This window comes from Aeromonas sp. 603079, assembly GCF_049172135.1.
GTDB lineage: Bacteria > Pseudomonadota > Gammaproteobacteria > Enterobacterales > Aeromonadaceae > Aeromonas > Aeromonas veronii.
The window spans coordinates 1-26,379 of the sequence record NZ_JAAKPX010000020.1 but is presented as its reverse complement, the minus strand read 5'-3'; the positions used below and the strand labels follow the sequence as shown (position 1 = coordinate 26,379).

The 26,379-nt window shown below is 59.6% G+C and carries 22 protein-coding genes, 2 tRNA genes and 1 riboswitch; of the genes, 12 read left to right on the top strand and 12 right to left on the bottom strand.

Annotated elements, in window-relative coordinates; translation table 11 throughout:
- Window positions 1–155 precede the first annotated feature (155 nt).
- Window positions 156–1,244 (bottom strand): ketoacyl-ACP synthase III, encoded by a 1,089-nt coding sequence (locus G5287_RS15310; protein WP_184234440.1) that lies wholly within the window; start codon window positions 1,242–1,244, stop codon window positions 156–158.
- A gap of 226 nt (window positions 1,245–1,470) precedes the next feature.
- Between G5287_RS15310 and G5287_RS15305 the strand changes: the two genes are divergently transcribed.
- The 3 genes from G5287_RS15305 to G5287_RS15295 all read left to right on the top strand — a co-directional run bounded on the left by G5287_RS15305 (window position 1,471) and on the right by G5287_RS15295 (window position 5,106).
- Window positions 1,471–2,412, top strand: a complete 942-nt coding sequence (locus G5287_RS15305) for a LysR family transcriptional regulator (RefSeq protein ID WP_421231517.1) — start codon at window positions 1,471–1,473, stop codon at window positions 2,410–2,412.
- 128 nt (window positions 2,413–2,540) lie between these two features.
- Entirely contained in the window at window positions 2,541–3,149 is a 609-nt protein-coding gene (locus G5287_RS15300; protein WP_042054198.1) for a LysE family translocator, read from the top strand.
- A gap of 97 nt (window positions 3,150–3,246) precedes the next feature.
- Window positions 3,247–5,106: a U32 family peptidase gene (locus tag G5287_RS15295; RefSeq protein WP_335830779.1), complete on the top strand. Its 1,860-nt coding sequence runs from the start codon at window positions 3,247–3,249 to the stop codon at window positions 5,104–5,106.
- Window positions 5,107–5,172: 66 nt separating this feature from the next.
- Here the strand turns inward: G5287_RS15295 and G5287_RS15290 are convergent, their stop codons facing one another.
- Window positions 5,173–5,646 (bottom strand): methylated-DNA--[protein]-cysteine S-methyltransferase, encoded by a 474-nt coding sequence (locus tag G5287_RS15290; protein WP_335830778.1) that lies wholly within the window; start codon window positions 5,644–5,646, stop codon window positions 5,173–5,175.
- A complete protein-coding gene (locus G5287_RS15285) occupies window positions 5,643–7,187 on the bottom strand; it encodes an AlkA N-terminal domain-containing protein (protein WP_421231516.1) in 1,545 nt (514 codons plus the stop codon). Before G5287_RS15285 ends, G5287_RS15290 begins: the two co-directional genes overlap by 4 nt.
- Before the next feature lie 397 nt (window positions 7,188–7,584).
- Between G5287_RS15285 and G5287_RS15280 the strand changes: the two genes are divergently transcribed.
- The 6 genes from G5287_RS15280 (at window position 7,585) to G5287_RS15255 (ending at window position 11,450) form a co-directional block, all read left to right on the top strand.
- Window positions 7,585–7,974 carry a type IV pilin protein gene (locus tag G5287_RS15280; RefSeq protein ID WP_159143118.1) on the top strand — a complete coding sequence of 130 codons (390 nt, stop codon included), beginning with the start codon at window positions 7,585–7,587 and terminating at the stop codon, window positions 7,972–7,974.
- Window position 7,975: 1 nt separating this feature from the next.
- Entirely contained in the window at window positions 7,976–8,395 is a 420-nt protein-coding gene (locus G5287_RS15275; protein ID WP_042656730.1) for a GspH/FimT family pseudopilin, read from the top strand.
- Window positions 8,392–8,784, top strand: a complete 393-nt coding sequence (locus G5287_RS15270) for a type IV pilus modification PilV family protein (RefSeq protein WP_421231515.1) — start codon at window positions 8,392–8,394, stop codon at window positions 8,782–8,784. The genes G5287_RS15275 and G5287_RS15270 overlap by 4 nt, the downstream gene beginning before the upstream one ends.
- Window positions 8,778–9,326, top strand: a complete 549-nt coding sequence (locus G5287_RS15265) for a PilW family protein (protein ID WP_216979366.1) — start codon at window positions 8,778–8,780, stop codon at window positions 9,324–9,326. The genes G5287_RS15270 and G5287_RS15265 overlap by 7 nt, the downstream gene beginning before the upstream one ends.
- Window positions 9,323–10,954 (top strand): DUF7305 domain-containing protein, encoded by a 1,632-nt coding sequence (locus G5287_RS15260; RefSeq protein ID WP_421231514.1) that lies wholly within the window; start codon window positions 9,323–9,325, stop codon window positions 10,952–10,954. Before G5287_RS15265 ends, G5287_RS15260 begins: the two co-directional genes overlap by 4 nt.
- Before the next feature lie 94 nt (window positions 10,955–11,048).
- Window positions 11,049–11,450, top strand: a complete 402-nt coding sequence (locus G5287_RS15255; RefSeq protein WP_279486002.1) for a VOC family protein — start codon at window positions 11,049–11,051, stop codon at window positions 11,448–11,450.
- Window positions 11,451–11,582: 132 nt separating this feature from the next.
- Here the strand turns inward: G5287_RS15255 and G5287_RS15250 are convergent, their stop codons facing one another.
- The 4 genes from G5287_RS15250 to G5287_RS15235 form a co-directional block, all read right to left on the bottom strand.
- Window positions 11,583–13,061: a carboxypeptidase M32 gene (locus G5287_RS15250; protein WP_139440000.1), complete on the bottom strand. Its 1,479-nt coding sequence runs from the start codon at window positions 13,059–13,061 to the stop codon at window positions 11,583–11,585.
- A 136-nt stretch (window positions 13,062–13,197) separates the two neighbouring features.
- Entirely contained in the window at window positions 13,198–13,779 is a 582-nt protein-coding gene (gene smrA / locus G5287_RS15245) for a DNA endonuclease SmrA (protein WP_159143130.1), read from the bottom strand.
- 187 nt (window positions 13,780–13,966) lie between these two features.
- Entirely contained in the window at window positions 13,967–14,146 is a 180-nt protein-coding gene (locus tag G5287_RS15240; RefSeq protein ID WP_005338733.1) for a DUF3149 domain-containing protein, read from the bottom strand.
- 136 nt (window positions 14,147–14,282) lie between these two features.
- A complete protein-coding gene (locus G5287_RS15235) occupies window positions 14,283–15,170 on the bottom strand; it encodes a TraB/GumN family protein (protein WP_042080673.1) in 888 nt (295 codons plus the stop codon).
- Window positions 15,171–15,258: 88 nt separating this feature from the next.
- Here G5287_RS15235 and G5287_RS15230 point away from each other — a divergent pair, with 88 nt between their 5' ends.
- A complete protein-coding gene (locus G5287_RS15230; protein WP_270904756.1) occupies window positions 15,259–15,591 on the top strand; it encodes a DUF1904 family protein in 333 nt (110 codons plus the stop codon).
- Between the two features lie 91 nt (window positions 15,592–15,682).
- On the opposite strand, the gene G5287_RS15225 is transcribed toward G5287_RS15230, so the two are convergent.
- The 5 genes from G5287_RS15225 to G5287_RS15205 all read right to left on the bottom strand — a co-directional run bounded on the left by G5287_RS15225 (window position 15,683) and on the right by G5287_RS15205 (window position 21,805).
- On the bottom strand, window positions 15,683–16,510 hold the full coding sequence (locus tag G5287_RS15225; protein ID WP_123173634.1) for an SDR family oxidoreductase: 828 nt from the start codon (window positions 16,508–16,510) through the stop codon (window positions 15,683–15,685).
- Between the two features lie 137 nt (window positions 16,511–16,647).
- A complete protein-coding gene (locus G5287_RS15220; RefSeq protein ID WP_204481162.1) occupies window positions 16,648–18,096 on the bottom strand; it encodes an OprD family outer membrane porin in 1,449 nt (482 codons plus the stop codon).
- Between the two features lie 497 nt (window positions 18,097–18,593).
- Window positions 18,594–20,531, bottom strand: a complete 1,938-nt coding sequence (locus G5287_RS15215; protein WP_421172960.1) for a methyl-accepting chemotaxis protein — start codon at window positions 20,529–20,531, stop codon at window positions 18,594–18,596.
- Window positions 20,532–20,636: 105 nt separating this feature from the next.
- Window positions 20,637–21,521: a DMT family transporter gene (locus G5287_RS15210; RefSeq protein WP_181269729.1), complete on the bottom strand. Its 885-nt coding sequence runs from the start codon at window positions 21,519–21,521 to the stop codon at window positions 20,637–20,639.
- A 207-nt stretch (window positions 21,522–21,728) separates the two neighbouring features.
- A tRNA-Arg gene (locus G5287_RS15205) sits at window positions 21,729–21,805 on the bottom strand.
- Between the two features lie 456 nt (window positions 21,806–22,261).
- A riboswitch (cyclic di-GMP riboswitch) is annotated at window positions 22,262–22,349 on the top strand.
- A gap of 98 nt (window positions 22,350–22,447) precedes the next feature.
- On the opposite strand from G5287_RS15205, the gene G5287_RS15200 reads away from it, so the two are divergent.
- Both G5287_RS15200 and G5287_RS15195 read left to right on the top strand, forming a co-directional pair.
- Window positions 22,448–25,045: a glycosyl hydrolase family 18 protein gene (locus tag G5287_RS15200; RefSeq protein ID WP_421231513.1), complete on the top strand. Its 2,598-nt coding sequence runs from the start codon at window positions 22,448–22,450 to the stop codon at window positions 25,043–25,045.
- Between the two features lie 1,258 nt (window positions 25,046–26,303).
- Window positions 26,304–26,379: transfer RNA gene (locus tag G5287_RS15195), tRNA-Ala, on the top strand.

Below are 26,379 nucleotides of genomic sequence, written 5' to 3'. Positions count from 1 at the left end.
GCTCATCACGTTTATGCGCTCAGGCTCATCACGCCGAAGTTGGCTCTCTGCTCAGGATGTGGTGGGCATTGCCGGAGCCTCAAGAGATCAGGTTAGAAAAGTATCGCGAAGGGGGTGGGAGAAAGGAGCCTGAGGATTCAGGCTCCTGATGAGGATCAAGCCTCGTTGGCGTGGGCCTTCTGGCACCCTTCGACGGCGTGAGCAATCAGTTCCAGTGCGCTCTGGTCGCAGGGTGGCAACTCGGCCTCGCACTTGTTGATAGGGGTAACACGATCGCCCCACTTGATGATGGCGGCCCCCCAGGTCAGGCCGGCACCGAAAGCGGCGGTCAGCAGATAGGAGTTCGGCTTTACGCGGCCCTGCTCCAGCGCTTCGCACAGGGCGATGGGCACGGTAGCGGCGGAGGTGTTGCCGTAGTTTTCGATGTTGACCATCACCTTCTCCATCGGCGCATTCATCCGCTTGGCGAGGGTCTCGATGATGCGGATATTGGCCTGGTGCGGCACGATCAGGTCGACCTGCTCCGGCGCAATACCGGCTTGCGCCAGCACAGTGCTGGTGGCTTCACCCATGCCGCGCACGGCGCGTTTGAAGATCTCCGGCCCTTCGAAGTTGAAGGTGAACAGCCCATCGATATCGGCAAAACGCACCCGATCGGTACCGAAGTTCGGTACATGCAGGATCTCTCGCGCTTCGCTGTCGCAGCCCAGCTTGTTGGCGATCAGGCCACACTCCTGCTCGCTCGCCTCGATCACCACGGCACCGGCACCGTCGCCAAACAGCACGGCGGTATCGCGGCGCGCCCAGTCCAGCAGGTAGGTGAGGCGCTCGGCACCGATCACCAGCACCTTCTTCATCATGCCGGTCTGCACCAGCGAGGTGGCGACCGAGAGGGAGTAGACAAAACCGGTACAAGCAGCGTTGAGATCAAACACGGCTGCATTGACGGCGCCCAGTTTCTTCTGCACGGCAGAGGCGGCACTTGGCAGCAGGTTGTCCGGGGTGGCGGTGGCCAGGATGATGCCATCGAGATCGCTCGCTTCCAGACCGGCGCAGGCCAGCGCGCGGCGACCGGCCAGGGTGGCGAGATCCGAGGTGCTGACATGGGAGATTCGGCGGGCCTTGATGCCGGTGCGCGGATAGATCCACTCATCTGACGTATCCATGATGGTGCTGAGGTCATCGTTGGTCAGCACGGAGGGAGGCAGGCATTTGCCCCAGCCGGTGATATTGGCGTATTTCATCTTGTTACCGCTTCTCAAAGTGGATCGCCCGCGGGCGGAAAATCGTGCAATTATGCCGTACGAGACAACCACTGTCATCTTGTGGTCATGGTTATGTGCGGGGTGCTCAGCTGTGCCATCTAGTCGCAAAGGGCTGCAACGCGCTGAACATGGCAGGAAATTTCGCTTAAAGCGCGGGACTCCTCTGCCCTAAGATAGGCATTTCGCCACCGATGAGGGTATCTCCTTGCTCAGAGCCAATCTCAACTTGTTGCCGACCCTCAAGGTGCTGCTGGAGACCCGCAATATCAGCCGCGCCGCCGAGCGTCTGCACCTGAGTCAGCCCTCCATCAGCAAGCAGCTTGCCCAGTTGCGCAGCGAGTTTGATGACGAGTTGCTGGTGCGAGAGGGGCAACGCTGGCTGCTGACGCCACGGGCCGAACAGTTGGCTGCCCAGCTGGCGGATTCTCTCGGTGCGCTGGAGCGGCTCTACGAGGCGCCCGGGTTTGACCCGAGCCGCTGCGAGCGGGTATTTCGGCTCGCCTCTTCTGATTATGTGGCTCAGCATATCCTGCCTGATATCTGCGCCGCGCTCGCCAAAGAGGCGCCGTTGGCGGCGCTGGAGTACAGCCTGTGGGACAAACGTCAGCTGCCGCAGCTGTGGCAGTCCGAGCTCGATCTGGTCTCTACCATCACCGAGCAGGTACCGGAGCAGATACGCGGTCTGCATCAGGGGGAAGATCGACTGGCGGTGTTGATGGGACGTCATCACCCGCTGGCGGGCAAGGCGCTGAGTCTCGATGACTATCTCGCCTGGCCTCACCTGCAGGTTAGCGGCGGTGGCGACAAGGACAGTCCGGTTGAGCAGGTATTGGCGCCGCAGGGACTGAGTCGGCGCTGGTTTGCCCGAGTCCCCTTCTTTCAGGCGGCGGTGGAGGTGTTGCTGCGCACCGATTGCCTGATGACCACCCCGGCTCATATCGCCTGGCAGCTCTCCTGCGGCCATGAGCTCACCTTTGTCGACCTGCCCTTTGCTACCCGCGACCAGCAGTATCATCTGCTGTGGCATCAGCGCCACCATCAGGATCCGGCCCACCGCTGGTTTCGCGAGCTGGCCTACCCATTCCTGCGGGATCACCTGCAACGTACCGTCGGCGAGAGTCGCAAGCTGCTCGATCTCGGCGGTTAGCCGCAGTCAGTTGTGTGGTGCCATAGCCATTGGTTATGGAATCTATTCATAACTTTCACTACTGGCATAATGGCTCAGCCCGTACCCTGAATACAGGTCATCATATCGAGCATATAAAGAGGAAATGCATGGAACTGACGAGTTGGCTGGCACTGGCCGCAATCTGCGTGATGGGGGCCATCAGCCCGGGGCCGAGTCTGGCTCTGATCATCCGCAACACGGTGCAGGGCGGGCAGGGGCACGGCGTTGCCACCGCACTCGGTCATGGCCTTGGGGTTGGTATCTATGCGCTGGTTACCGCGCTTGGCCTCTCGATCCTGATCACCCAGACCCCGATCCTGTTTGATCTGATCCGCTACGGCGGTGCTGCGTTTCTCGCCTGGCTCGGGGTGAAAGCCCTGCTGGCAAAACCAGCCAGTGGTGAAGCGAGTGAAGAGGTGCACCAGTTGCGCGGTCGGCAAGGGGCCTTTGAAGGTTTTATGGTGGCCTTCCTCAATCCCCAGCTGGCGGTCTTCTTCATCGCCCTGTTCAGCCAGTTTGTGCGGGCCGATACCGGCTGGAGCGAAGGGGGCATCATGATGCTCACCGCTGGCGGGATCGATGCCGTCTGGTACGTGCTGGTGGCGCTGGTGCTCTCGCGCGGGCCGGTGCTGGCGTGGCTTAAAGCCAAATCCTTTGTCATCGACAAGGTGAGCGGGCTGGTGCTGCTCGGGCTGGCACTCAAGGTGGTTATGTAATTCTGTATTTCGCAGATACCTTAAGCGGGATCAAGGCATGTGGGTGGTGAATGGGCTAGAGTAGCGCCCATTTGCTGTCCGCCCTGATCCCGAGACCATGCACCAGAACAAGCACCCGTTAAGCCACAACAACCGGTTGGAGCTGCTGGCTCCGGCCAAGAACCTAGCCTACGGCATCGAAGCCATCAACCATGGCGCCGATGCCGTCTACATGGGCGGCCCTGCCTTTGGCGCCCGCAGCGCTGCGGGCAACACCATCGAAGATATCGAAGCGCTGGCGCGCCACGCCCATCGCTTCGGTGCCCAAGTCTTTGTCGCCTTCAACACCCTGCTGCACGATCACGAGCTGGAGCAGGCCCGGCGCCTGACCCACCAAATTTATGAAGCCGGTGCCGATGCGCTCATCGTCCAGGATATGGGGCTGCTGGCGCTGGATTTGCCTCCCATCGCGCTCCATGCCAGTACCCAGACCGACAACCGCACGCCGGAGAAGGTGAAGTTTCTGCAGGATGTGGGTTTCTCTCAGGTGGTGCTGGCGCGCGAACTGTCTCTTGCTCAGATCCGCGAGATCAGCGCGGCGACCAATGTGCAGCTGGAGTTCTTTATCCACGGCGCGCTCTGTGTCTCCTACAGTGGCCAGTGCAATATCAGCCATGCCCGTACCGGCCGCAGCGCCAACCGTGGCGAGTGTGCCCAGCTCTGCCGTCTGCCCTGCTCGCTGCAAAAGCCGGACGGTGAAGTGCTGGTGGCCGACAGCCACCTGCTGTCCCTCAAGGATATGGATCAGACAGACAACCTGGAGGCCTTGATCGAGGCGGGGATCCGCTCCTTCAAGATTGAAGGGCGACTCAAGGGGCTCGACTACGTCAAAAACGTTACCGCCTGGTATCGCCAGAAGCTGGACGCCATTCTGGATAGTCGCTCCGATCTGGTGGCTGCCTCTGCTGGCCGTTGCAGCTACAGCTTCACGCCTGACCCCAAAAAGAGCTTCAACCGCGGCAGCACCGATTACTTCCTCCATGGTCGCCAGCAGGGGATCGACTCCACCAAAAGCCCGAAATATGTGGGCGAGCCGCTGGGGCGGGTCACCAAGGTGACCCGTGACGGTATCGAGATTGATGGCAAACAGGTCACCCTCAACAACGGCGACGGTTTGGGCTTCTTCAAGCCGAATAACGAGCTGGTGGGGATGCGTCTCAACAAAGTCGAAGGTAAGCAGTTACTCCTGTCAGAACGCATGCCGGGGCTGAAGGTGGGGACAGAAATCTATCGCAACCACGATCAGGCGTTCAGCAAGATGCTGGAGAAGGCGAGCGCGGATCGCCGCATCCGGGTCGATATGGTGCTGGCAGAGTGCGATGAGGGCGTGAACCTCACGCTCACCGACGAGCAAGGCATCAGCGCCGCGGTGACGCTTCCCTGTGACAAACAGCCTGCCGACAATCCGGAGCGGGCGCTGCAACAGGCGCGGGATCAACTTGGCAAGCTCGGCAATACCCTGTTTGTGGCGCGCAAGATTGAGTTGGTAGTAACGAGGCCGCTATTTATCGCCGCATCACAGCTCAACGGTTTGCGCCGGGATGGCATCGCTGCGCTGGAGGCCGCACGCGTGGCGAGCTACCAACGCCCCGAGCGACGTATCGCCCTGCGGGATATCAACTATCCCCAGCACCGTCTCTCCTACCTTGGCAATGTGCTTAACAGCGCGGCCGAGCAGTTCTTCCGCGAACACGGGGTGGAGCGGATTGCTCCCGCCTATGAGGCGAACAAGGAGGAGCGGGAAGTGGTGCTGATGATCACCAAGCATTGCATCCGCTATAGCCAGAACCTCTGTCCGAACGAGGTACCCGGTCTCAAGGCCGAGCCGCTGGAACTCAAGATGGGTAAAGACACCTTCCGCCTGCGTTTTGACTGTAACCGCTGCGAAATGCATGTGATGGGCAGCCTGAAACGCTGATCAATGAGCCCCTTTCTCCATCCGGAAAGGGGCAATTTTTATCGCAGGTTCTCTGCCTACCCTCCTTTAATTGCCCCTCTCCAGCGCCAGCAGTGCTTTTTTAATCTCCAATCCCCCCGCATAGCCGGTCAGGCTGCCGTTTTGGCCGATCACCCGATGGCAGGGGACGATGATCGAGAGCGGATTGCGGCCATTCGCCGCGCCCACTGCCCGCACCGCATCGGGTTTGCCGATGGTGCGAGCAATATCGCTGTAGCTGCGGGTCTCGCCGTAGGGGATGTCGCACAGCGCTTGCCATACCGCCTGCTGAAAGGCGGTGCCACGGGCGGCAAGGGGTAGGGAGAAGCGCTGCAAGCGACCGGCAAAATAGGCGTCAAATTCGGCGAGGAACGGGGCCAGTGCTCCGTGATCTTGCTGCCAGCCACTCATATCGGGCAGTGCCCGCAGGCCCGCCACAAAGTCCACGTGCACCAGACCGGATTCATTGATGGCAACCAGCAGATCGCCGTAGCGGGTCGGCAGGATATCGTAGCGGATCATGGGGTTATCTCCTGTTGTTGGGTATCTGGCTGTTGTTCGTTGCCAGTGGCACGGAGCAGCAAATCGGGCGCTTCGCTCATGGCGTGCCACAGCCAGCTGGCCGCATAGCTGCGCCACGGCTGCCATGCAGCGCTTTGCGCCAACACCTCTTTCACCGGCAGCTTGGTGCCGCCGCCGAGTGCCTTTTGCAGTACCAGATCGGAGGCGGGGAAGGCATCGGTATCCAGCCCGCAACGCAGCCGCCAGTAAGCGACCGTCCAGGGGCCTATGCCCGGCAGCGCCTGCAACTGCTCATCACTGGCTGTCGTGAGGGTCAGCTCGCCGCTGGCCAGCGCCTGTGCCACGCCCCGCAGGGTGCGAATACGGCTGCCGGGCATGCCGATACCGTCGAGATCGAGTTCGCACAACTGAGCGGGGGTCGGTAGTTGCGCCACCCCGAATTGCGCCTCGGTGCGGGCCAGCAGTCTCCCGAGTATGGTGATGGCCCCCTTGACCGAGACCTGTTGGCCGACGATGGCGCGCAGCATTACTTCGTACTCATCCCAACCACCAGGCAGCCGTACGCCGGGCCAGCGCGCTTGCAAGCGGGCGAGCAGCGGATCCTGACCGAGCAGATCACCGATCCGCTGCATATCGGCATCGAGATCCCACATCCGGCGCACTCGATAGAGCAGATCGGGCAGCGCCGCGAGCGGCAGATCATGGACGGTAAGCTGCAGGCTATGCCCCTTGCCCTGCGCGATGCGCACCAGCGCGACCCGATCGCCGACCCGGTAGCGCCGCTCATACACCTCGCCATCTACCCGCTCCAGCCCCGGGATTGCCCGCATCCGGTAGAACGCCAGCATGGCCGCTACGTCATACGGGGGGCGATAGGGCAATTGCAGGGTCAGGGGGGCGCCGCGCGGCTCCGCACTTATGTGTTCTGGCGCGTCAGCGTGCTGCTCCTGCTGGCGCAGAGTGCGTGGGGCCAGCCCGTAGGCGTTGAGCCAGGCGTCATTGAAGCGGCGGATGCTGGCAAAGCCGGCGGCAAACGCGATGTCGGTAATGGGCAGCCCGGTTTCAGTCAGCAGCCGTTTCGCGAGCAGCAGGCGGCGCGTCTGTTCCACCTGTTTTGGCGAGGCGCCGAGGTGCTGCTCGAACTGGCGGCGCAGGGTGCGTTCGCTTATCCCTGCCTCAGCGGCGAGTTCAGCGAGCGTGCCGTCAGCCAGCTCGCCGCGATCGATGCGCGCCAGCAGACGTGCCAGTTCAACCGGCAGATCGCCACGGGCGGCGGGGGCCAGCTCAGGGCGGCAGCGCAGGCAGGGTCGCAGGCCATACTGCTCGGCGGCCGCGGCGCTTTGGAAGTAGCACACGTTGTGCTCGTGCGGTGGCCGTGCCGGACAGACTGGCCGGCAGTAGATGCCGGTCGAGATGACGCCGGTAAAAAAACGGCCATCAAAGCGAGCGTCGCGGGCGAGCCGTGCGGCGTGACACTGTTCACGGCTGAGGGTGTTGATCACCTCATCCGGTGACAACTCAGGGCTTGGTTTTGCATTCATGGTGTTGGCGGCTTTGCTGGAACAGATGGCAAAAGAGTAAGGGGGCTCGGGGGCCGTGACTAGCCAGAAGCGGACAGGGATAGGAAAAATCGGCCGCAGGTTTCGTTGCACTCTTCCATGTCGACTACCCCTTCATTTTGTTTACCACTGTGCACGGGTAGCAGAGCCCATAGCGGATAGATGGGGGCGCAATGGGTTTAACTTTATTTGTATTGCGAGATTAGTTGTGATGAGAAAGGCTTGGAAATTAACAATGGATCACATAATTAGCTTTTTTACATTGAGAATTACAATTTTGTGTTGTTCAATTGAGTCGGTTAATTTTTGATGATTATTAAGTCATCGCATCTACGGCTCAGGGCCGACCAATAACAACAACACTTGCCAAGGATGATAAGTGAACGACTGTAAGGCATGGCCCCATTGCCGGGGCTTTAGTCTGATCGAGTTGTTGATCGCCATGACGGTTGTCAGCATTCTCGCAGCCATCGCGTTGCCAGCGTATCAGGGTTATCTGCAACAGGGACGTCGTTACGAAGCGCAGCAGCAACTGCTGGAGCAGGCGCTCGCCCTCGAACGTATCTATACCCAACAGGGGCGTTATCCCGCCACGTTTGCCACCCCTTCCAACACGGATTTCTACCAGTTCAGCTACAGCCAGCAAGATGCTGGCGACTATCTGCTCAAAGCCATTCCAACGACGCGACAACAGGATGAATGCGGCACTCTGACCCTCGATCAGACCGGTTATCGCGCGGCCAATCGCCATGACTGCTGGGGATCATAAGATGAACGTGCGCGGATTTACTCTGATTGAGTTGATGATCACGGTCGGCATCGCCGCTATTTTGCTGCTAGTCGGGTTGCCCTCCATGAGTCAGCGCCTCGCGGCCGAACGACTCGATCGCAGTGCGACCGAGCTCGCGTCAGCCTACCGCTTTGCCCGCAGCGAAGCGGTCAAGCTGACCCTGCCGGTGGTACTGCAGGGCACCGAGAACGGTGGCTGGGAGGTGATGGCTGACAGCAAGTTGCTGCGTCAGGCGGCAGCACCTGCTGGCGGAGTGGTGATCAAACCGTTTGAGCCGATCCGGATCGCGCCAACCGGCAGCAGCAGCCACGCCGAGATCACTCTGGCCAATCGCCTCGGTGAGCAGCGTGTACTCTGCGTGGCCCCGAGCGGTCAGCTGCTGCAAGGGAGCTGCTCATGAGACACGCCGCACTTGCCCGTCAGCAGGGGTTCAATCTGGTGGAGATCATGGTCTCCATGGTGTTGGCGGTGATGGTGTTTCTTGGTCTCGCCAAGGGGCAGGTTGTCTCGTTGCAGCAGGCGCACTATAGCCTGCAGAGCACCCTGGCCACGATCGAGGCGAGCAACAGCGTGGAGCAGATATGGGGTTCGCTGTGCGAAGTGCAGCGCAAGCCGGAGCGGTTCACCCAGGGCGATTTTCTTGCCCGCTTCACCCTGCTCGAGGGCCACCGGCTGGTGCTACCGAACCGTTATAGCGACAACTTTGTGGTCGCCATCGAGTGGCGTGATGCGCGGATCTCCGGTGCCAGGCGGGTTGAGCTGAACGCTGGATTTCCGCCACTATGCTGAACGTTCCCTTCCGACAGCGAGGTGTCAGTCTCGTCGAGCTGATGATCTCCATGGTGCTCGGTCTGATGCTGATGCTGGCTATTTTTGCCGGTTACGTGCCTATCAAGAGCACGGTTGAGCAGAGCAAGGCGCTGGAGCAGGCGAACGAAGTGCTGCGCTTTGCCACTCTCACCTTTACCAACAGCGTCAAGCAGGCGGATCAGCTGATAGCGGTCACCCCTGATCGCCTGACGCTGGCTTTCAAGGTAGAGGGGGGCAGTCCGGTGCTCTCCTGCCTTGGCAACCAGAAAACCGCCGATTTTACCGAGCAGTACCGCTTCACGCCGCCGGTACTCAGTTGCGATGACGGGGATGGCCCGCGCCTGTTGCTGGCCCATCTTCAGGATCTTGAATTCGGCCAGCAGGGGGCGCTGGTCAATATCCGCATCTTGCCCGAAGGGCTGCCGAGCTATCTGGCGCCTGGGGTAGAGGTGCAGGTGGCACGCCGCAAGGCGGTCTGGGCGGCAGCACTGGCCACATCCGGTGCAGGGGGAGCAGGATGAACAAGGGATTGCAGGGGCAGCGAGGAGCCGTATTGCTGGTGGTGCTGGTGGTGAGCCTGCTGTCGAGCCTGCTGGTGTTTACCAGCATTCAGGAGAACCAGCTGCAAACCCGCCTGAGCGGCAATTTTCACAAGAAGATCAATGCACAGCTCAGTGCCGAGCAGGGGATGAACGACAGTTATCGCGCCCTGCATCAGGCGCTCGGCTCCGAACCACGGATAGAGTGGGATCAACTGGTGCAGAAGGTGCCAGGCAAGGGGGAAGGGGCCATGGCGGGCAGCCGCTTTCGCATCGATCAGCTGGATGCTTCTACAGGCAGCAAACTGGCGTTGCAGAGCCATGGCCGTTATCTGGAGGGCAATGCCAGTCTCAACGCGCTGTTTGCCCTCAAGCGCGAGCCCGGCAATCTCATCTTTCAGGATTCGGTAGTGGCATGCGAAGGGCTAAGCCTCTCCGGTAGCGGTTTTATCGATAGTTATGACTCGCGCAAGGGAGCGTACAAGGAGTCTGTTTCCGGGACCCTTAATCAGGGGCAGAACGCCAAGGTGGCGACCGTCAGCGACAAGGCCAATGTGGTGCTCGCCGGGCACTCCCCCATCTGGGGTGATGTGCGGGCGACCGGCTCGGTGACCTTGAACGGATCTTCACCTGTTGCGGGTAATGTACTTGCTGGCGGCGACATCACCATTTCTCCCTCTGATGGAGTCGTCAGGGTGGAGGGCAGCGTAAACGGGAGTGGAAATTTTGCCTTGCAAGGGGGGCATATTGCCGGAGCTGTTGCGATCAATGGTGATGTTTCTATGGGTCATGGCACCAGCATTGCTGGCGACAAGTTGAACTATGGTGGGAACGGGGCATTCCTTGATGCCAAGCATCAGAAGTATCTGGATCCCCAATATCGCGCTCATCCCAAGCTACCGCCTGTGGCCGGGCAGGTGTGTGACCCGCTCAATGTGGCAGCGTTGCCCAAATCGTTCCCCCCTGCAACATTGCCCATCAATGGCCCGCTGACGCTCGGGGCCACCCAGCAGATGGTGCTGACCACGGATCCCTCCACCGGCTCGGTAACCAGCAGCAACCAGCACAAGCCCGGGCTACCGTTCCCCGGCAAAGGGGAGCTGTTTGGCAAGGAACAGACTATTTACAAGCTCGACAGCCTCAATATGGGGGCCGATGCCAAGCTCACCATCAAGGGGGATGTGGTGCTGCTGATCGACAAGGATTTCACCATGACAGGCAGCAACCAGTTGACGGTGAGCGAGGGGAGCAGCCTGACCCTGATCGTCAGCGGCAAGGTCGATCTCGGGGCCGGTGCCGAGGTGACGGCAGCCAAACAGGGGCTGACCGCTGGCGGTACGCCCGCTATCTCCATCTATTCCGCGTATAGCGGCAAGGATGGGGTCAAGCTGTCGGGCAATACGCCGCTCTATGCTGCTCTCTATGCCCCGCTGACCGAGATGAAGATCAGCGGAAGTGGCGGTCTGTACGGGGCGGTGCGTGCAAAACACTTGACCGAGAGCGGTGCGGGCGGGGTGCACTATGACGAGGCGCTGGGCATGGCGGATATGGGCGACGATCAGGGGCCGCCGCCGACACTGGCGCTGCGGCAGTGGCACTTTGTGCAGTGAGGCTGGCGAGCCGCTAAAAAGGATCGAACGGGGCACGCAACTGTGAGAAGGTGGAGATCTGTCCACCCAGCCGTTCACTGTTGAGGAGAGCTCCATGCCAGGACCCGCTCGCGCCGGTGCCCTGATCTATGCCAAGGATCCGGGCCTGCTGATCCACTTTTATCGTACATTGCTGCAGATGGTGGTCTGCAGTCAGGATGAGCAGCTGGTGGTGTTGGAAAACAGCGATATCCAACTGCTGATCCACGCCATTCCTGCGCCCTATACCGGGCAAGTCGTTATCAAGCGGCCGCCGGAACTGCGGGAAGAGGGGGCCATCAAGCTGTTCTTCACCGTCTCCAGCCTCGCCTGGGCGGAAGCGAAGGCGGCGGATCTCGGCGGCGGTTTGCTGCCACAGCAGTGGACAGGGCCCGGCTTTGTGGTGCGCAACGCCTTCGACCCGGAGGGCAATATCCTGCAACTGCGCGAGTTGCTGGGTGCCCCGGACCCCCTCTGAACCCTCTCTTTTTACAGCATGGTGGTGGCGTGCTGTGCCATGCACCGCCATAAAAATGAACCGCCATAAAAACGGGGCCCTGTAGTGGTCAACTAAAAAGGGCCCCATTCTGCTGTTAGCTTACTGCGCTCATTACTTCAGGTAGCGCTGTTCCAGATGCTGGCGCAGCCAGTGCGGGTTGAGCGCTTCACCGGTGGCGCGGCGCACCAGCTCGTCGGTGCTGTGCAGGCTCCCCTGTGACCAGATGTTGCGTCCGAGCCAGCCGAAGATCTCCGGCAGGCGGCCCGCTGCGATCACTTCACCCATGCTGCCCAGCTCTTTTTCGAGGGCAAAACGCAGCTGGGCGGCATACATGGCGCCCAGGGTGTAACTCGGGAAGTAGCCGAACGAGCCGTCGGTCCAGTGAATATCTTGCATGCAGCCATTGCGGTAGTTGCCCTTGGTGGAGAGCCCCAGCCACTGCTGCATCTTGGCGTCCCACAGCTCGGGGATATCGGCCACCTCGATCTTCCCTTCCACCAGATCGCGCTCCAGCTCGTAGCGCAGGATAACGTGGGCCGGATAGGTCACCTCGTCCGCATCGACCCGGATAAAGCCCGGCTCGACCCTGCTGTAGAGCTTGGCCAGATTGTCCGGCGCAAACGCCGCCTGCTCGCCGAAGTGGTGACGAATGCGTGGCGCCAGCAGCGCGAGGAAGGCCGGATGATGCCCCAGCTGCATCTCGCAAAACAGGCTCTGGCTCTCGTGGATCGCCATGGAGCGCGCTTCGGCCACCGGCTGACCCAGCAGATGGCGCGGCAGCCCCTGCTCATAACGGGCGTGACCGGTCTCGTGCACTATGCCCATCAGGCTGGAGACAAACTCCTGCTCGTTATAGCGGGTAGTGATCCGCACGTCGGTCGGCACGCCGCCGCAGAAGGGGTGACTGCTCACATCGAGGCGACCGTGGGCGAAATCAAAGCCGAGCAGTCCCATCACCTCCTGACCGAGTGCCTGCTGGGTCGGGATGGGGAAGGGGCCTTGCGGCAGCAGCAGGGCATCGCCCTTCTGCTGTTCACTCACGGTCTGGATAAGAGCCGGCAGCCAGTTGGCGAGATCGCCGAAGATCTGATCGAGCCGTGCGCTGGTCATGCCCGGCTCATAGAGGGCCAGCATGGCGTCGTAGGGGCGCACGTCAAGCGCATCGGCCCGCAGTTGCGCTACTTCACGGGAGAGTTTCACCACCTCCTCGAGATTGGGGGCAAAACCGGCCCAGTCGTTGTTCTTGCGCTGGCTGCGCCAGGCGTGCTCGCACTTGCTGCCAGCGAGCGACAGCGCTTCGACCAGCTCACCGGGCAGCAGGCTGGCATCTTGCCACTGGCGCTTGATCTCGCCGAGGTTGGCCCGTTGCACTTCATCCAGCGGCTCACTCTCGGCCTTGGCAATCCAGTCGCCCAGCTCGGGAGCGGTGCGCTTCTGGTGGATCAGCAGACCGAGTTCGGCCATCGCTTCGGCGCGGGCATCATTGCCCCCTTCCGGCATCATGGCCGCCTGATCCCAGCCGCAGATGGCGGCGAGGTGGCTAAAGCGGTGGATCTGCTGCTGATGTTGTTCAAGCTTTTGATATGACATGGGATTGTCCTTGTTATCGTCCCTGATGGTATACACCCCGTACCTGGCATGCTCGGGGCCGTTCGATGCTAACACCGCCGCTGGATAGTTGACCACCTTCATGCAGGCGGGCCAAAGGCGTGGGGCGAAACGCGGATTAGCCGAGCCGCTTCTGGTGCCGCTCGCGGTTTTCCACTTTTTTGCGTTCGCTTTTGCGCAGCAGCACATAGAGGGCACCGCTGCCGCCGTGGCGACGCTCGGCACTGTGGATCGCCATGACGGCGGGCAGTTGCGGCAACCAGGCGCTCACATAGCTTTTCAGCAGGGCACGCGGGGTGCTGCGCTCCCCCTTGCCGTGCAGGATCAGCAGGCAGCGGATATCCCGGACTTCACAATCCGCAATGAACTGCACCAGCGTCTGGCGCGCTTCGTTGAGGGTTTTCTGGTGCAAGTCCAGGCTCGCCTGCAGCTCGTATTTGCCGAGCCGCAGCTTCTTGTAGACCCCCTCCTGCACCCCATCACGCTTGAAGCCGACGATTTCGTGCGGATCTAGCATCTCGATGGCCTCCATGGTGAGGTGGTCGAGGGCGAGTTGTTCGGCAGTGGCAGCCTGGCGGCGAGCGAGCTGCGCCTCGGTCGGGGCGGATTTGGCCGCATGGGGATGGATGTTGTCGCTGCGAATGGGCCGCACGTCGGCCACTTCATTCATAAATAGCGAGAGTTCGTCGTTATGAGACACGGCAGGCTCCCCATAAGAAAAAGTGGGGGCCATTATAACGGCCGCAACCGGCACAGAAAACGGGGAAAGGGGGAGGGGATAAGGGGCGCCCAGCATGGACGCTGGTGCAGCCTGGCCCGGGAATCACAGTCGCGAACCATAAAACAGCACAGGCGGTCAGTGTGAACTGCCGCCTGTGGTCAGAGGATTATTTGCCCTCTTTGGGTTGTTGAGAATGGGGTTGCTGTGAATGAGGCGGTTGCGAGTGCATCACCTTGTAGATGAAGTAGGCCGCGTAAGAGCTGATGAGCAAGAAGGTGCCGATAATCACCAGCATCGACATCAATCCCACGCTGTTGCCAAACATCAGGTCCAGCCAAAAGTCCATTTTATTGCTCCTGTCACCCGGTTGATGACAGGCATGATAAATACCTCTTTGCCCTGTCCGGGATGATCCCGATCAACTCCCTTGCAGGTTGTTTAATAACCAGTGCGTTCTGTGATCGTTCTCACTGGACTCCTTGCTACCGAGCCTGCACAGGGCCCGGTGTGGTGAGCGGGGTAATGCGCCACCCTTGCTGCTCCAGCAACGCCAGCAACCCCTGCTCGCCGTAAAGGTGCAGGGCCCCTACCACGATAAAGCTCTCGTTGGGCAGGGTAGACCATTTTTTTAGCCAGTTATGGTTGCGCTCGGCCAGCAGGGTCTGCTCCATCCAGCTCTGCAGAGCGGGCGGGGCCATCTCCTCCTTGAGCAGATTGATCAGCGTCGCCTCATCCCCCTGCTGCCACGCCTTCATCACGGCGGCGAAACCACTCTCCAGCATCGGTAGCTCATCCAGGGTGCTGGCGAGCATCAGGGTCTGGTTGTCACCCACGCTGGCCAGATAACCGAGCTGCTCCAGCAGGGTTTCAAAACCTACTACCGGTTTGCCCTCTTTGGCGGCCCGGACGGCAAAGTGCTGGTCTATCCCGAGTTCACTCTTGAAGTCGGAGCGGGCCATGGCGGCCTGAGTCAGGGTAATGGCGGCAAACCAGGGGCGCAGGGTGGCGAGGGTAGCCTCGTCGATGCCATAGCGGGCACCTGCCATCAGGGTGCGTTGATAGAGCTCGGCAGGCAGATGATCCTTGAGCGGTTTGCCATCCACCAGTCGGGTGAGGGAGCCGGTCTGTTGCCACTGATCCGGCGTGATGCTGTTCATGTCCACCTCCATCACCAGTGCGCGACTCTGCAGCCAGGCACGCTCCACTGGCTCGGGCAGCGGATAGAGGGCTGGTTTGCCCGCATGGATGGAGCCCAGCAACCAGTGTTGCTGGTTGCCCTTGCTCACCCGATAGAAGGCGGGATCGGCAAAGGCGTGCAGCGGTAGCAGCAGGCAGAGCAGGAAGGCAAAGAGGGTGCGATGAAATCTCATGGGGATCCTTAATATGCGCCGGGTGACTTCTCTTGCTGACAATAACCCCTATGATAAGTCCTCATTTCAGATAACCAAGAGGTTTGCCATGCCCCATCTTCGTTTTCGCGCCGTGACGCTCGATACCCTGCAACAGGTGAGCGGCCCGCTGCTGGCCGACCTTTGCGAGCTGACCGGCGGCAAGCCGGAGTTTGTCACCATGGAGCGGATTGATAGCTGCTGGATACGCAACGGCGAGCCAGAGGCGGGATTTCCGTTTGTCGAGTTGCACTGGTTCGAACGGCCGCAGGAGATGCAGGACGCTGCCGCGCGCCTTATCACGCGCCATTTGAAACGGGTGCTGGGGGAGCAGACCTATGTGGTGGTGCAGGTGATCCCTCTGGTCAAGAGTGCCTACTACAGCAATGGCGAGCACTATTGAAGAGAGGGACAAACCAGGTTGGCGGGACGGGGGACGCCGCTACCCGGCTAACACCACTTGGGCGGCAGGATGCTTGTCGCCAATCACGGGATCAGGCCGATTTGGCCAGCAGTATATCGAGCCAGCGAGTGGGCAATACCCGTCGCAAGAAGGCAAACAGCCGGGTCGGAGTGGTCACTGGATAGCGTGCCTTGGGATGGGCGTGGGTCAGCGCATGGAGCAGCGGCGGGATGCAGGCTTCGCTGGAGAGGGTAAAGCCGCTGGTTGCTCCCTCTTTTTCCAGCCGCGTCAGGGTCTGGCGGTAGGCCGACTGATGACGGCTCTGGGCCGGATCGATGTGCCGCAAGAAGGCGCTGCGGGCATTGGCACGAAAACGGGTATCGATGGGGCCTGGTTCAATCAGGCTGATATGTACCCCGCTACCCGCCAGTTCGAGGCGCAGAGTGTCGCTATAACCTTCCAGTGCAAATTTGCTGGCGTTATAGGCGCCGCGATACTTCATGGCAACCAGCCCCAGAACCGAGCTGTTCTGCACTATCCGCCCCTCTTTGGCCTCCAGCATCGGCGGTAGCACCTGACGGATCAGATGGTGCCAGCCAAACAGGTTGGTATTGAATTGTTCCCTGAGCGCCTCGGTGGGCAGATCTTCCAGCGCCCCAGGTTGGCCATAAGCGCCGTTGTTGAACAGGCCATAGAGGCGCCCGCCTGCCAGATGGAGCGCCGCACTGGCACCCAGCTCGATGGAGGCGGGGTCAGCCAGATCCAGCTGTACCGCCAGCAATCCCTGTTGCTGCAAGCGGGCCACATCTTCCGCCTTGCGCGCCGAGGCAATCACGGTAAAACCGTGCTGCCCGAGCGCCTGTGCGGCGGCGAGGCCAATACCGCTGGAACAACCGGTGATCAAAACAAAACGGGGCATGATGGCGTCCTTGTGACTGCTGACAAAAGCGTGCTGGTGAGTGGATAAAACCCTTATCCGGCTCGCATGTTAGCCTGCCAACCGGCAAAAAGAAAACCGGGCCAAGTGGCCCGGTTTGCTGACATCGTATTGCCTGATTACATGAAGGTAAGCGGCATGATGATGTGGAACTTGACGTCGTGCTCGGAGGCGAAGATGTTGGGGTAATCGGTCCAACCGCCGCCCTGGCTGATGTCGTTGTTGTAGTCGGTGTAGTGCAGTTTGAACAGGGTGCCTTTCAGCTTGCCATCCTGCACGGTATAGCTGACATCGAAGTTGACGGCCCACTCGGTATCCTCGCCGTTGGCTGCTTTCTTGCCTTGGCCATTTTCGATATCCCAACCGTAGGCGCCGGATACACCGACAGCCCAGCCCGGCGCACCAACCAGATCATCCAGAGAACGGGTCACGCCGAAGAACAGTGCTTTTTCGTTGTTGGCGTTCCAGTCAGAGCGGGAATCCCACCAAATTTCGTTGGCGCCCTGGGAGTTGGCGTAGCCACGGGTCAGACGGGGCAGGTAGTTGCCTTCCGCACCTTCAGCCTTGGTCCACAGACCTTCCAGACGGAAGCCGTATTGGGCGTAGTTCCAGGCAGCGGTCAGTGCTTGTTGCCATGCCAGGCCGTCGTAAGTTTCAATCTGGGAGCCGCCCTTGGTGTAGGTCTCGGTCTCGGAACCGTAGAACTGGTAGCTGGTGGCGAGGCCGCCCAGTACGTCAAACTTGTGAGCCAGTTTGAAGTGGTAGCTGTCCATGTAGCCTTCGGACTGACCGAAAGAACCGGTCACGGCAGTGCCATTTTCAAAGGTGTAACGAGCCGCGATACCGTGGATATAGTCGATGACGTTTTCATCAGCGAACGGATCCATCCACGCTTTGGCGCGAGAGAAGACCTGAGTCTCTTTGTACCAGGGGGCCTTGTACTCGTCAGCGATGGCGTAGGTCAGGTAGAGACCGCCAAAGTTGCCTTCGACTTGACCACCACGATAGGTGCCCGGCTGATAGGACCAGTTAACACCGATTTGGCCAGGGACATACAGCTGGGTGTAACCACCCTTGGCAGTCACACCGCCGTCCAGGAATTTCAGCTTCAGAGCTGCGTTGGAGAGGCTGAAGCCACCCTCGGGAGAGCCATCTTTGTAGTTGTTGCCCCAGGAGTTGCCTGCGAAGGAGAATTCGTTCTCCTGGTTGACCGGATGGTTTTCGGTAACGGCCAGGTCATAGGCACCGAAGCCGCCCAGATCCAGACCAACAGTGTCCCAGGCATAACCGGAGTTGAAGTTGAGAGCTGCCTGGACGGTGGAATGGCTCAGGTTGGACTGGTACTTGCCTTCTTTCTTGGCGGCAGTCGGGTCACCATCGATGCGCTGACGATCACGCTGGAAGTAGAACAGGCCACCGGTCAGTTTGGAGTCTTTTACGAAGGTTTCATAGGACTGGCCATATTCCGGGCTCATCATATCCTGGGCTGCCAACGCCATGCCGGGGGCGACCAGAGCGGCTACCACAGCGGCACTCAAAGCGGCGCGCTTGAAGATCACTTTTTCCATTTTTATTGCTCCTGATTTTATGGACTTAGCTTTTTTCCGGCAGCTGGCATCGGGCCTACCGCTCGGTATTGGCATTGCAATCAAAACCCCGAAGGGCAAAAAATCTTCTCTTGGTTATCTGCAAACCCGGATGTCTTGGCACATCTGTAGTTGGCAGTCCTGATCATCACATGTTGTTTTTTTTGTTCCGATTCTTGGCTATCGGACAACTCCAAGAGTACGTTCGCGGTGCGAAATATCAATGAAAAGTTCCCTCAACGTTTCAAAAGTATGACCGAGTGCAAATAATCATGGGCAAGGTCGTAAACAGCCTCATGGCCGGTATCACGGTAATGAGAGCGTTTTCTTGGAGGTGTGGCCAGCGCCGGTGCGGGTTTTCATCAGATACGGGGGAAGGGAAGCTGTTAACCTGCAGGCAACATATAATTTTGTGCTACAAAAAAACTTTCCCTCTGGTCGAGGGAAAGTGAATTGGTGGGGATGTGGGGCGAATAGGGTCAGCCTTGCTGGCCGAGGATGCGGGGGATCTGTTGCGCCTGATGGTGGATATGGGACGAGACCTGCACCGAGAGTTGGCTTACCTGACAGGCCTGCTGACGAATACGGGCGATCAAATCGGCAAAACTGGCCAGCTTGTGCTCCTGACTTTTGGCATTGTCGGCGCCCTGCAGGGCGATCACTGCGGTGTTGCGGGCGATCTCCCGCACCGCCTGGGTGGTCTGGCGCAACTGCTCGGCTTGTGCCCGTTGGCGGCTTGACTCGCTGGTGATCCGGTTCAGCACGGTGCCAAGCTGTTCACCAGATTGGGTCAGACGCCGCAGAATCTCGGTGATCTGGTTGAGGGATTGCTGGGTATTGGCCGAGAGGTGGCGCACCTCATCGGCGACCACGGCAAAGCCGCGCCCCTGTTCCCCTGCACGGGCCGCTTCGATGGCGGCGTTGAGGGCCAGCAAGTTGGTCTGCTGGGCGATATGACTGATGACATCGACAATGTCCGTCACATCGGCAACCGAGCGGGTGAGGGCTTCCAGCGCCTCATCGCTCTCGTCAATTGCCAGCCCGGTCTGACGAGTAGCGTGCAGCATGCTGCCCACCAGATCTTCGCTCTGGCTCATCGCCTGTTCGTTATGGTGGGCATGCCGGGCGATGTCGGCGGCGACCTGATGGACCTCTCCGGCCAGCTGGTTCAGCTCATCCATCATCTGACCGCTCTCGTCGACTACCAGCTCGGTGGTGCGGGTGCTGTGGTGGATCTCGTCAACCTGGCTGACCATTCCTTTCAGACTGAGGGATACCGCAGACAGCTGCCCCTCTTTCTGTTGTTGATCCTGCTGCAGGCGACCGATCAGCCGATTGTAGCTGGCAACGATATCGGCCAGCTCGTTGCGATCACGCCCGGCAGATAACGGCTCGGCCTGCCCAGTCTGATCGAGCTGCAGAAAGGCTCCGCGCAGTCGCAACAAGGGAGCGAGCAGCCAGCGTCGTTGCACCAGTGCAAACAGCAGGGCGACTACCACCAGACAGAGCGCCAGCGTGCCGAGGATGGTGGCCAGCTCCTGATTGACGGCTTGCCGCTCGTGGGCAAGTTGTTCCCCCATCTGTCTGGTCGCTTGCAACATGGCCATGATGTCTTGCTGCACGGTCTGGCGGCCAGCCTGTTGCTGTTGTAGCGCCGTGCGGCTGTTGGCCAGCTCCTGCGGATAGCGGCCCAGCAGCGAGCGTAATTCGCTGCGCGGTTGATCTCCCAGCTCCTTGCGTACCGGCTCCCCCAGGGTGAACTCATCGGCGGGCACCTCTTCATACAGGCCGAGCAGCGGCAAGGCTTGCAGCGCTTGGGCCTGTTTTTGCAGTGCCTCCAGCTCGAAGCGGATCCCTTCGAGCAGCTTCTCATTGCCCTGTTCCATATAGCTTTGGCGCAAATGGGCGAGGCGCGGCAGGCCCGCCAGGATCTCGGTTGCACCGCGGCGATATTGCTGTGCTGCGGCAGATTGTTCCGTGCTGGCACCTTGCTCCCCATAGCGGATCAGCGCCATAGCCTGGCTGCCCAGCTCACTCTCCGCATTTTGCAGCAGCAGTTGGCTGTTGCCCGAGAGCTTGCCTGCGGCCTGATAGTCGTGCGCGATGCGCTGCGCCATCTGTTTGAGTTGCTGTCTGAGCGGGGCCGCCACGGCATCATCCTGAGCGGCCAGCGAGGAGAGCGCTTGCTGGCGGATCTTCTCTGCCGCGGTCAGTTGCTGTGGATCGCCGCTGTTGAGGTAGTCACGCAGGCTGTTTTGCAGGGTCACCGTCACCAGTTGTTGCAGCGTCTCGTGCTGATGCTGGGCCTGATTGGCATGGGCAAGCTGTTGCCAGCCGTGGTAGAGGGCCAGCGCCTGTCCTCCCGCAACCAGTAACAAAACAAGGGAGGATAGGGTGGCGTAATGGGCGATTTTCACGGGGTAATTCCTGTCAGCACAGACCATGGGGGAGCGTGGCCCGAGCCTAAACAGGGATGATGGCGTTTTTATGACAGCATGGTCAGGTGGCCCTATTTTACCGACTTAACTGGCTGGGGATGCCTGAGCTCTGTTGCGTTGGCCCAGCATACCGAGCAGGGCGCCTCCCATGATAAGTGCACCGGCCAGCAGATGGCGCGAGGTCAGCTCTTCTCCGTTCAATGCCACTAACAGCAAAGTACTCAGCAGCGGTGTCAGGTAGGCAAGGGCACCGATCCGGCGTGGATCGCCGTCTCGCAGTGCCAGATACCAGGTCACAAAGGCCGCCCCCATGGGGCCCAGCGCCAGCCCGATGATCAGCCACCAGTCACTGGTGGGGATCTGCGCGAGCGGCAGGGGCCCCTCCAGCAGACGGGCGAGCAGCAGAGCCAGCAAACCAGCGGGCAGGCAGGCTGCCGCAGTGACCACGGCAGGTGCCGGTGGCAGACGGCGTGACAGCACCGAATAGGCCCCCCAGACGACAGCTGCACCGAGCGCCAACAGGTATCCCGGCAGATAGGTCTGTTGCAGTTGCAGCTCGCCATTGACCATCACCAGCATGGAGCCCGCCAGACCAAAGGCGCCAGCCAGCAGATGACGGGCATGGAGTGGATGGCCGGGCAACAACAGCGGGGTGAACAGAATGATGCAGAGCGGCCAGAGGTAGTTGATGAGGTTGGCCTCCAGCACCGGGGCATGGCGAAAACTCATAAAGAGCAGCAGATGGTAGAGCAGCAATGCCGTAACCGTCACCAGCCAGGTAATAGGACGAGCGCGCCATTGGCGCCAAAACGGCAAGGCCCCGACCCCGCAGAAAAACAGCACCAGCCCGACCAGCACCAGTGGTGACACGCTGGTGACCCGTGACGTCAGCGCCGCCAGTGAGGCCCACAGCACAATGGTCAGCAGTGCAAAACCGGTGGATCTATCCCACCAGGAACATCCGGACATCCAACACTCCTTTGCAAGATGAAGCTGCTGGCTTTGCCGTAGGGCTCAGCCAAAAAAAGCAGTCTATCAGAGAGAGGAGAGATGCCGAATGCCGCGTGAATACAATTACTTGTGACTTGGTGAGAATTTTGATGGTGCAAGCAGAGTGCTGCTGGACGTCGAACGAATCGCCAAAGAGATGAGTGAATGCGAAAAGGGGATGATGGGTGGCGTCCCAGGCAGGATTCGAACCTGCGACCTCGCCCTTAGGAGGGGCGCGCGCTATCCAGCTGTGCCACTGGGACGTGCGGGCATTATATAAAAATGCCAATAAAAATAAACAACTGCGTATGTCTGTTTATCCAGTTGCTTACATTCTGGCCGGATTGTACGTTTGTGCTCTGGGGGGCAGATAAACAAGTTTGTGGTGTCTGAATAAGAAGGGGTGGGGGGAGGAAGATACTGGTATGCAATAAATTGACTTTTAATTCACTTGTTGCCGTGAGGTATGGCTACCTCTTGTTGTGTTGTGCCACAGGTGTTGAGCTTTTGTCGCTTTATTTTGTTTTAGTGAAATTTTTAGCTTAATCAGTTGGGTAGCTATTAATAATGGCCAATGCTCCCTTGTATTTTAAAGATGAATCATGAGGCCATGGCTCAGCGTCAGGTACGGTCAGTAGCGGGTTTGGAATGGTCTTGTTTGCTTAGTTATATAAATTGCCATAGAGTTAATTCGCGATTAGTTATCGCCGAAAATAAAGTTGTGACAAGGGCAAACCGATTGAAAAGTCGGGACGCAAAGCCTCCGGTCTAAAGGCGTTGTTGAGCTGGGATAGCGGGGCCACCACAGTGTTATGCTGGCTGCCTTTGCCAAGGGGTAGTCGTGTTTGTGTTGCCTGTCGTGTTGTGTTGCCCTTTCGTTTGTCCATAACGTAAAGGAAAACAATATGCTAAGTCCAAAACCCGCATCGCTGGCCATGATGGTCGGCTCCCTGCTTGCCTCATCTGCCGTTTATGCGGCTGCGCCGGGCAAGCCCACCATCGGCTGGGGTCCCATCAAGTTCGCCATTGTTGAAGTGGATCAGGCGGCAACCTCCTACAACAATCTGGTCAAGGTCAAGGATGCCGCCGATGTGGAGGTGAGCTGGAACCTCTGGAGCGGTGACGTCGGCCAGACTGCCAAGGTACTGCTTGATGGCAAGGCGGTGTGGTCTGGCCCCTCTGCTGCTGCAGGCACGGCCAAATTCAAGGTGAACAAAGGTGGGCGCTACCAGATGCAGGTGGCCCTCTGCAATGCCGATGGCTGTACTCTCTCTGATGCCAAGGAGATCGTGGTCGCCGATACCGATGGCAGCCACCTAGCGCCGCTAAAGGCCGCGTTGCAGGAGAACAACAAGCCCTACGCCAACAAGTCCGGCAAGGTGGTCGGTACCTACTACGTGGAGTGGGGCGTCTATGGTCGCAAGTTCACAGTGGACAAGATCCCGGCCCAGAACCTGACCCATATCCTCTATGGTTTCACCCCCATCTGTGGCGGGGATGGCCTCAACGATAGCCTCAAGGAGATCGAAGGGAGCTTCCAGGCGTTGCAACGTGCGTGTGCCGGTCGTGCCGACTTCAAGGTTGCGATCCACGATCCTTGGGCCGCCGTTCAGATGCCGCAAAGTGGCCTGACTGCCTATGACGAGCCTTACAAGGGTAACTTCGGTGCCCTGATGGCGCTCAAACAGGCTTACCCTGACCTCAAGATCCTCCCCTCCGTCGGCGGCTGGACCCTCTCCGACCCCTTCTACTTCCTCGGCGACAAGAGCAAGCGCGATACCTTCGTCGCCTCAGTCAAAGAGTTCCTGCAGACCTGGAAATTCTTCGATGGCGTTGATATCGACTGGGAATATCCGGGTGGACAGGGCGCCAACCCGAAACTGGGCAGCCCGAGCGATGGCGCAACCTATGTGACCCTGATGAAGGAGCTGCGCGCCATGCTCGATGAGCTGGAGTCGCAGACTGGTCGCAAGTATGAGCTCACCTCCGCTGTCGGCGCCGGTTACGACAAGATTGAAGATGTCGATTACCGCGCGGCCCAGCAGTACATGAGCCACATCTTTATGATGACCTACGACTACAACGGCGCATGGAGCAATACCGAGCTGGGTCACCAGACCAACCTCTACGCGGCGAGCTGGGATCCCAACACCAAGTACACCACCGACAAGGCGGTCAACCTGATGCTGGCGCAGGGGGTTGACCCCGGCAAGCTGGTGGTTGGTGCCGCCATGTATGGCCGTGGCTGGACTGGCGTGAGCGGCTATCAGGGCAACAACCCCTTCACCGGCAAGGCGACCGGCAAGGTGAAAGGCACCTGGGAGGATGGCGTGGTCGATTACCGCGACATCGTCAACAACCGTATGGGCAGTGGCTGGGAGAAGAGCTACGACGAGGTGGCCGAGGCTCCCTATCTGTTCAAGGCTTCGACCGGCGATCTCATCACCTATGACAACGACCGCTCGGTCAAGGCCAAGGGGCAGTATGTGCTGGCCAACAAGCTGGGTGGCCTCTTCTCCTGGGAGATTGATGCCGACAACGGCGACATCCTCAATGCCATGCACGAGGGTCTGGGTCACGGCGAGGGAACCACTCCGCCAGCCAACAAGCCGCCGGTGGCCAACGCGGGCAGCGATCTGAGTGTCACCGGCCCGACCGAGGTGACGCTGAACGGCTCCGCGTCCCACGACCCGGAAAATGGCGCCCTCACCTATAGCTGGAAGCAGGTCTCCGGCCCGCAGGCCACCTTGCTGGATGCCACTCAGGCCAAGGCCCGGGTTGTACTCGATGCGGTGACCGCCGACATCAATCTGGTGTTCGAGCTGGCAGTGACCGACGACCACAACCTCACCGCCCGCGATCAGGTGGTGGTCACCAACAAGGCGCCGCAGCCCAACCTGCCGCCACTGGTTAGCCTGCCGGCTACCGCTTCCGTGGAATCCGGCAAGCAGGTGACCCTCAAGGCGACCGCATCTGACCCGAACGGTGATCCGCTCACCTATCAGTGGACGGTACCGGCCGGCCTCACCGCCAGCGGTCAGAACAGTGCCACCCTGGTGGTCACCGGTCCGAACGTTACCAGCGATACCGCCTATGACCTGAGCCTCACCGTCTCCGACGGCGCGCTGGATGCCAGTGCCGCCACCCGTCTGACGGTCAAGCCGGTCAGCGGTGGTGGCGGTTGCTCGGCCACTGATCCGGATGCCGCCAACTGGCCTGCCTGGCAGGCGAGCAAGGTCTACAACGGCGGTGACAAGGTGAGCCACAACCAGCTGGTGTGGCAGGCCAAGTACTGGACTCAGGGCAACGAACCGAGCCGTACCGCGGATCAGTGGTTGCTGGTGAGCAAGGTGCAACTGGGTTGGGATGCCAATGTAGCTTACAACGGTGGCGAGATCACCACCCATAATGGCCGTCAATGGAAAGCGCAATACTGGACCAAGGGCAACGAGCCCGGCAAACACGACGTCTGGCAGGATGTGGGGGCCGCCAGCTGTAAATAAGGCTTGAGTTGTGGCGGGGCATGCTGGTCATGCCCCGCTTTTGCAACCCGCGGCGCTGAACATTGGTTGCTCTGCCAATCCCTCTTTTTCTGCTCTGTCTTGTATCCGGTCAGGCCGACTTGTGGTGCCGGCATGAAGGCTCTCCCCAAGTGATGGCTGCACTGCTCTCTGATAAGGTGTGAACCTGATTCGTGGTAACCTTTCCGCTGTTGTAATTACACTGCTGGAAAGTCTGCGGCCGAATATTTTCAGGTTGCCCAAGAGGCGAGCATCCCGCTGTTGGCGAGACAGGCCAGCGGGTCGGTATCGCCAGGATGAGGGCTTGCTCAACTTCGCTTGCTCTTTTTAAATCTCTGTCCGTCGTCATGCTGTCCCTTCATGCAGTACCTAATCGACGGCATTTGGCTGTTGAACAAGGATGGCAAGCATCATAGCCAGCTTCCCGGATGCTGGTGTTATCCAAGCCAGCGCTCCCGGCAAGGGGATTTCATGGTGTCATACCTGGATCAGGCCGAGATCCTGCAATGAGCCGATGCAATAAAAGATGGGGCCTGCGGGCCCCATTCTTGTTTGGTGGAGTTCAGGTTTGGCCGTGGAACATCTGGCCCGGACAGGACAGCGCCTCGAAAGGGCTGTGTGATGATGTGTGTTGTTGTTTTATTACATTTTCCGTGAAAGGCTTTCAGCAATTATTTGCCGTAGCGGAAGTAGTATTCACGGGTGGAGGGGGCATAGGCATCTTTCTCTACAACGCCGTTCTTGGTGGTTGCACCGCGCAGGTGGAACAGGACTGCCAGATTCTCAAACATGGTTTACCTCATCGCTCTGTCATTTATGGTTATGGTATGTGACCTAGGTCACGGTTTGATCCTATGGTCATTTGTGAGCCAGATCAACTTTCTATGTTGTAAATTTACAAAAATCATGGAAAGGGTTTTCAAATGCAATGCCCTTTATGGAAAGGCTTTCCCGAGGTGACGGGGGAGAAGCTGATTACCAGCCACCATAGAGAGGTCTGAGAGCGGGGGCGTTGCAAGGGGAAAGAGGCTCGCTGCACGGCCTCTCCTTTATAGGTGCTTGAGCCAATTTGTGACATAAAACAGAGAGATAGCACGTGCCTTGCTGGTAAAAACAGCGAACTGCTGCAATTTTGACTAAACGAATCAGTCGCGGTTATTTTAGGGTTGACAGCAAAGCGGGTGATGCCTATCATGCGCCTCCGTTGCCGGAGATAACTTCGTCAGCACCGAGGTGAGTTGGGGTTATAGCTCAGCTGGGAGAGCGCTTGCATGGCATGCAAGAGGTCCGCGGTTCGATCCCGCGTAGCTCCACCA

Bases quoted from the DNA above. Each gene is read 5' to 3' on its own strand.
- G5287_RS15260 (WP_421231514.1), top strand. From the start codon at position 9,323: ATGAACAAGGGATTGCAGGGGCAGCGAGGAGCCGTATTGCTGGTGGTG.
- G5287_RS15270 (WP_421231515.1), top strand. From the start codon at position 8,392: ATGAGACACGCCGCACTTGCCCGTCAGCAGGGGTTCAATCTGGTGGAG.
- G5287_RS15250 (WP_139440000.1), bottom strand. From the start codon at position 13,061: ATGTCATATCAAAAGCTTGAACAACATCAGCAGCAGATCCACCGCTTT.
- G5287_RS15310 (WP_184234440.1), bottom strand. From the start codon at position 1,244: ATGAAATACGCCAATATCACCGGCTGGGGCAAATGCCTGCCTCCCTCC.
- G5287_RS15220 (WP_204481162.1), bottom strand. From the start codon at position 18,096: ATGGAAAAAGTGATCTTCAAGCGCGCCGCTTTGAGTGCCGCTGTGGTA.
- G5287_RS15200 (WP_421231513.1), top strand. From the start codon at position 22,448: ATGCTAAGTCCAAAACCCGCATCGCTGGCCATGATGGTCGGCTCCCTG.
- G5287_RS15295 (WP_335830779.1), top strand. From the start codon at position 3,247: ATGCACCAGAACAAGCACCCGTTAAGCCACAACAACCGGTTGGAGCTG.
- G5287_RS15285 (WP_421231516.1), bottom strand. From the start codon at position 7,187: ATGAATGCAAAACCAAGCCCTGAGTTGTCACCGGATGAGGTGATCAAC.
- G5287_RS15210 (WP_181269729.1), bottom strand. From the start codon at position 21,521: ATGTCCGGATGTTCCTGGTGGGATAGATCCACCGGTTTTGCACTGCTG.
- G5287_RS15300 (WP_042054198.1), top strand. From the start codon at position 2,541: ATGGAACTGACGAGTTGGCTGGCACTGGCCGCAATCTGCGTGATGGGG.
- G5287_RS15240 (WP_005338733.1), bottom strand. From the start codon at position 14,146: ATGGACTTTTGGCTGGACCTGATGTTTGGCAACAGCGTGGGATTGATG.
- G5287_RS15255 (WP_279486002.1), top strand. From the start codon at position 11,049: ATGCCAGGACCCGCTCGCGCCGGTGCCCTGATCTATGCCAAGGATCCG.
- G5287_RS15290 (WP_335830778.1), bottom strand. From the start codon at position 5,646: ATGATCCGCTACGATATCCTGCCGACCCGCTACGGCGATCTGCTGGTT.
- G5287_RS15230 (WP_270904756.1), top strand. From the start codon at position 15,259: ATGCCCCATCTTCGTTTTCGCGCCGTGACGCTCGATACCCTGCAACAG.
- G5287_RS15275 (WP_042656730.1), top strand. From the start codon at position 7,976: ATGAACGTGCGCGGATTTACTCTGATTGAGTTGATGATCACGGTCGGC.
- G5287_RS15235 (WP_042080673.1), bottom strand. From the start codon at position 15,170: ATGAGATTTCATCGCACCCTCTTTGCCTTCCTGCTCTGCCTGCTGCTA.
- G5287_RS15225 (WP_123173634.1), bottom strand. From the start codon at position 16,510: ATGCCCCGTTTTGTTTTGATCACCGGTTGTTCCAGCGGTATTGGCCTC.
- G5287_RS15265 (WP_216979366.1), top strand. From the start codon at position 8,778: ATGCTGAACGTTCCCTTCCGACAGCGAGGTGTCAGTCTCGTCGAGCTG.